Below are 5,777 nucleotides of genomic sequence, written 5' to 3' on the forward strand. Positions count from 1 at the left end.
CCTCCGGGGACTGGCTCTTTTGCCGCCTGATTTTTTGTTCAATTGTAAGTTATCAAACGGCAAAAGTGCCTGTCCCCAATTGAGACAGGTTATAAATTTTAGAAGTTTCGCTGTAGTGTTAAGGTAGATTTTCATAACTATCAAAAATCATGCCTGATGGTTGTCATGATTTTTAAATTATTAATATCAAATGGTTATGTTGAGGACTGCATCTAGCGAGGGTACAGTTTGAAGGTGTGTCTGTCCTGAAAATCGGACAGGTAAAAAATATGCTTTGAATTACTAGGAAAAAGTATAACAAAAGCAATATGTTACACAATTCAGGACAGCAGGGGAGTTGCTGTCCTGAAAACCGGACAGATTCGAAAAAGATACAAAGAGGGAATAAGACCTCCGGCTGAATTCTTTACCAGAGATCAGTCATGTAAAGTATCTGTTTAGCGCTTTGCATGTGGCATGGGGACTGGCTCTCCCCGCACTTATTTTTAAGTAATAATCTTCACATCAGCTACTAATAAGTGCGGGGGTGCCTGTCCCCTGCTTTCTTTAAAAGCGCTAAACAGATACCATGTAAATTATTCCGGTCAAATATTAACATTTTTCATCTGTCAGGTTAACCGGAATATACTCAACATTTGGTCCCAACCCGGCCACATACTCGCTCATCTCTTTATTCCTCACATTTCCATAACTGGTTGTAAACCGTTTGTAGCCGGATATATACAACCTTTTCCTGGGTCGAGTCAGAGCCACATAAAAGACTCGCTTCTCTTCTTCCAGGTCCTTGAGGGTCTTGGCAAAAAATATTGGCATCATTCCCTCCACCGCTCCGGCAATGAACACAGCCTCAAACTCCAGCCCCTTGCTCTGGTGCACTGGAACCACAACCACATCGGCCCTGTCTTTGGAAATATGATCTACGTTTTTTGCCAGGCCAGCGTACTCCACAAGGCTGTGCAAAGCAACATGGGGATGCATATGGTCTGGATCCTGCTCCTGGAAAAAGCTGATAAGCTCCTTGATGTTGGCCGTGCGCTCAGGCTCCGTCCGGAAATGATCCCATATTTTCAGCTCACTCAGCAGATTTCGGAGCACCTCGTGTGGCCGATTTGTGTGGGATAACAGCCTCAGGCTCTGAAACACGCGGGCTGTGGGCTCAAAATAGGAAGAGTAGCCGGCAATGATCTCCCGCCGCTTTTCTGCATGGGCTCGAATATTCGGCAGCAGGTGCCCCAGGAGCTCTATGGTGGTCAACACGTCATCCATGGCCCGATGGGTGGACTTGTGTCCCAATGCAAGCTGTTTTTCTAAATCTCCCAGTCGATAGGAGTCAGCCTGGAGAAACCTCTGGGCCAGGTCATAGGTGTCCTGATGCCGGATATGGCTTAAATCAATTCCATATCCGTTCCCCTGGGATACGAGCATGCTCAGATCAAAAAACACGTTGTGTCCAACTATAATATCCTGCCCGCAGTCCTCTGCAAACCGAGTCAGAACCAGCCCTGGATCTTCCCCTTGTTCTGCCAGCAGGGCCTCGGAAATGCCATGAATCAAACAGGAACTCCCAATCGGCTTGTCCGTGGTCAGAAGAGCCTGGCTTTGCTTTTTCACCCTTCCCTTCTGTACACGGCAATAGGCCAGCTCGATGATATCGTCCTTACCAGGAGTGAGTCCTGTGGTCTCTGTATCCAGGACAGTAATCCAGCCCTGTTCAAAGGCCTCCAGCAAGGGACCAAAAGGATCTGTATATGCAAAAGTATCCGGAGCAAACAGATCAGTCAGGCGAAGCCCCAGTCCGGCATCCTGGCTCACAATCCTGCTCACGGTCTTGTTCCCTACATTTGGAATGAAGCTGACGGCTGTCCTGTGCGCGGCTGAGATATTGTACGGATTGCAGATCAGATTCAAGCAGGCCAGAACATCCTTTATTTCCTTACGCCGGAAGAACTGAAACTGCTCCACCCGATGGTGAGGGATTTCCAGCTTAGAAAAGACCTCGCTCACTGACTGGCATTTCTTGTTTGTCCTGCAGAGCACGGCGATATCCCCGTACTTATGCCCGTCATTGCGGCAAAGTCTTTGTATGCTTTGGCCGATCCACCTGGCTTCATCTCCTTCGTCTACTGCGTGATAGACGCAAATGGGGCTCCCTGGAGGACAGGTCCCGGCTGGCTTGACCTTTGTATATCGCCTGGTAAATGAACCTCCAAAGCTTTCAGCAGCGTTCAGCAGGGTCTGGGTGGCCCGGTAATTGAACTGGAGCTTATACTCCTGCGGAGAAAAGTCATGGAAAAAGGCCTGCATGACCCGCTCAGGCTCTGTCCCACGCCATCCATAGATAGACTGGTCCATGTCCCCGAAAACGGCAATATTTCCTGCCCTGGCCAGTGTTCTGATCACATCATACTCTGCCAGATGGGTATCCTGCACCTCATCTACTTGCAAAAATCGAAACCTGGAACTCCATTTGTCGCCCAGAGCATCAACGCGGCACAAGGCGGCCCGGGTGAAGTAGATAAGATCAGAGAAGTCCAGGGCATGCCGGTCTCGGAGTTTAGAGGCGTATTGCTGATAGATCCGTTGCTGAGTGGGCTGGAGATTCTCTCCTCGATATCCCTGCAGGGAAAGCTCAACATGGGAAGTCTGGGACTTGGCATGGTCGAAGGCATTCAGCAGCTGCGCAGGCTTGTCTTGAATGTCAGACGGATGCTGCTTGAGGATAGAATCAATGATCTCCTTGCTGTCCTCCTCATCGCAAATGAAGAAGTCCGAGGGAATGCCGATCTGCTTTGACTCCTTGCGCAGCAATGAGGCGCAAAAGCCGTGAAAGGTGCTGATCCACAAATCTCTGGCCTGCCCAGGTGCAGTTTCCGCTACTCGCTTTCGAAGCTGCCTGGCAGCCAGATTGGTAAAAGTCAGACAGAGCATGTCCCGGGGCTGAAAGCCTTGACCCAGGGCATTGATGATCCGGTGGGAGAGTAAAGTGGTTTTTCCCGTCCCCACCGGAGCCAGGACCATCAGAGCGCCGTGCACATGCCTTGCAACTTTTTCCTGGTCAGGGTCAAATGGCATATTACCCCCATATCTGCACAAGTAAAAAAAGACAAACTCTAGTTTGTGTGAACCTGCACTGGTCACGCCAAAGGCCTGATCAGCAGGGGACAGACCCCGGGGCCTGGTGCTGGGAACCACCACTGAGGACACCCCGAATGCTTACCACTTTACGCTTTGCCCGAAGTGTAAAGATGAACAAACTTCATTCACCCCGCGAAGACGGAATTTTCGAGGGTGTCATCTAATCGCTGGCAGAAGAACCTTTACACTTTGCTAGATTGCTGCTGAAAATCCATGAGCCGATATGCCAGGACCCCTTATCCATGATGTCGTTCCAGGCGAATTTTTTGCCGGGATTAAAAAAAGCTTCCTTGATAAACTGAAAACCGACCTCGATATGTCCTGAAGATTGCGGCATCCCCTGAATGGGTACGATATTGCGTACAACAGCTGTAAGGAATATTTCAGCAGGCTTGTCATAATAGCTCAGTGTAATCTTGAAAATATATCCCTGCAGCAGGCTGAATTCGTGCCCGATTTCCTGAAGATATGCATTGCTTAACGACAGCCGTATGCCGCCTGAAGAAATATTCAGGATTTTTATATTCTCATGCATGAAATACTTGAGTAACGGCTTGTTCTGCATGGTAATGTCCGGTGCTTCATTGCCCTTTGGCCAGACGGACAGGGTATGGATGTTGGTAGGGCCTGGAATATATCTGTCCAGTCGTCTGTCAGATGAATAATAATTCACGGGATAGTTCAGCTTTAAAACGGTTTTCCGGCCTTCTGCCGGCCAGGCCTGAACAAGCGCAGTCTCAAAGATATAATACCTGACACTTTTAGAAACATTAAGCTGACCGAGCCTGCATTTGACTGAAAAAGGTATCCGCACGGGATCAAATATCAGGCTCTCATTGTTGCAAAACAGCAGAAATCCGTCTTCTTCCATTTTATAAGGCACGCACTCCAGGTTTACATACGGGTCATCGCCTCTGAAGGAATATACTGACACAGGAAGCTGGTTTTCAAACAGCTTTTCAAGCATTATCAGCAAATTACGATCATTTATTTCATCTTTTGTGATTATTTTGAATATTTGAGCATGATTATTGAGTACTGACTGGACAGGACAGCTTTCATGCTTGATTTTTTCTTCCAAAAAAACTTTTTCAAAAAAATAAAGGCAATTTTTTGAATTACTTCCTGGTCTTTCAGATGCGACAGCCTGAAATGCGAAGAAATGAAATCGATTTTTATGCCTGATTGGAAACCTTCCAGAATTTTATAACAGTAGTCTTTGTGTGCAAAACTGCTCGAGTCCTGGCGGTATTCTTCCGGGAGCATTATTTTTTGATAAAACTTTTCATAGTCATCCAGCTTGAACATTATGATATTATAAGCGAATATCACGACCACCCTGCCGAACAAGTCATTCTCTTGTCTGCGCTGAGAAAAAAAATCCATGAACATGTCCGGCATTTTTGAAGACTTATATTTTTTTTGCAGCATGTTATGGAACTTATGCTTCAGATCTTCAGTGCCCAGGTCCAGAAAACAAACAGTGCCCAGCATTTTGTCCCTTTCAACAAACGTTTGCAGCTTTGGCGCATTACCCAGTCCCAGCTCTGCATAGTCCATTTTTTGAATAAAACTCTGCTTTATAATCCAGTTGTAGAAAGCATTTTCCTTTAAGTCGGCTTTTTTGGCCGACAGGTACCTGGCAAGACTGTTCGTATGGATGTTTCTGTTTTCAATGAATAATAGTATGCTGTCCAAAAGTTTATGGTATGCCCTGTTACTGCAGATATAATCTGTTATCAGGCTTTCAAGACTGTCTTCATGGATATCCTTGTGTTCAGTCTTTTCTATAATGGACTTTACTTTTTGAAGAATAAAGTCCGGACATAAACAGTCAACCTCCTGCGGATAGTTTTGTATCAGATAGCTTATGCCATCGATTTTTTCCTCTTTATTGGATTCGGTAAAGTGACTGATTATAAAGTGTATCAGGTCCCGACTAAATTTTCTTTCTGCCGGCAGCTTATCAAAATATATGCTCTGGCAGGCATTCATAAAGCCCGCTTTGTGAAGGTAAATATGAGACAGGATGCTGAGCGGACTATTAACCTTTCCAAGGGCGGGGGCGACATCGCTGGCTTCAAACAGCGCCAGCATAAATGTGTGGATTTGTTTTTCCTTAAGGGCTTTGTTCATCTATCCCCCTGTGCGCGGGATGGCCGCCGGGCGGCTCATTCACCATGGAGTGTCTGCTGTATGCAAAAAAACCTGTTAGACTCAGACGGGTTTCACGGATTCAGGCTATCACTACAGCGAAACTTACTTATTGACCTCCGGGGACTGGCTCTTTTGCCGCCGGTATTTTTGAGCAGTTGACAGTTTTCCATCGGCAAAAGTGCCTGTCTCCAATTGAGATACTGTCACAAAAAACAATAAACTTGGACAGGATTGATTATCTTTTGGCCTGGCTTCCGCCTGTCACGCCTGTGGCGTGATTTAATTGCTCGCAGAGCAAACACGAAGGGAATTAAACTGGGAGGCAGGACAAAAATGCTTTTCTCTTCATCAATCTCTTAATCCTGCCTGCCCGGTTAAACAAATCCGAAGGATTTCCTGCAGAGCAGGGTTTAACTGGGCCTGCCCGGTTAAACAAATCCGAAGGATTTCCTGCAGAGCAGGGTTTAACTGGGCCTGCCCGGTTA

Annotated in this window: 3 protein-coding genes; all 3 read right to left on the reverse strand. The window is 46.8% G+C overall.

Features of this window, described 5'->3' with window-relative positions; all coding sequences use genetic code 11:
- Window positions 1-591: 591 nt before the first annotated feature.
- On the reverse strand, window positions 592-3,072 hold the full coding sequence (locus tag QZP87_RS08945; RefSeq protein WP_291322576.1) for a 3'-5' exonuclease: 2,481 nt from the start codon (window positions 3,070-3,072) through the stop codon (window positions 592-594).
- A gap of 223 nt (window positions 3,073-3,295) precedes the next feature.
- On the reverse strand, window positions 3,296-4,102 hold the full coding sequence (locus tag QZP87_RS08950; RefSeq protein ID WP_291322577.1) for a PilZ domain-containing protein: 807 nt from the start codon (window positions 4,100-4,102) through the stop codon (window positions 3,296-3,298).
- 38 nt (window positions 4,103-4,140) lie between these two features.
- On the reverse strand, window positions 4,141-5,271 hold the full coding sequence (locus QZP87_RS08955; protein ID WP_291322578.1) for a hypothetical protein: 1,131 nt from the start codon (window positions 5,269-5,271) through the stop codon (window positions 4,141-4,143).
- Window positions 5,272-5,777: the final 506 nt, after the last annotated feature.

The organism is Desulfonatronospira sp. (assembly GCA_003563255.1).
GTDB lineage: Bacteria > Desulfobacterota > Desulfovibrionia > Desulfovibrionales > Desulfonatronovibrionaceae > Desulfonatronospira.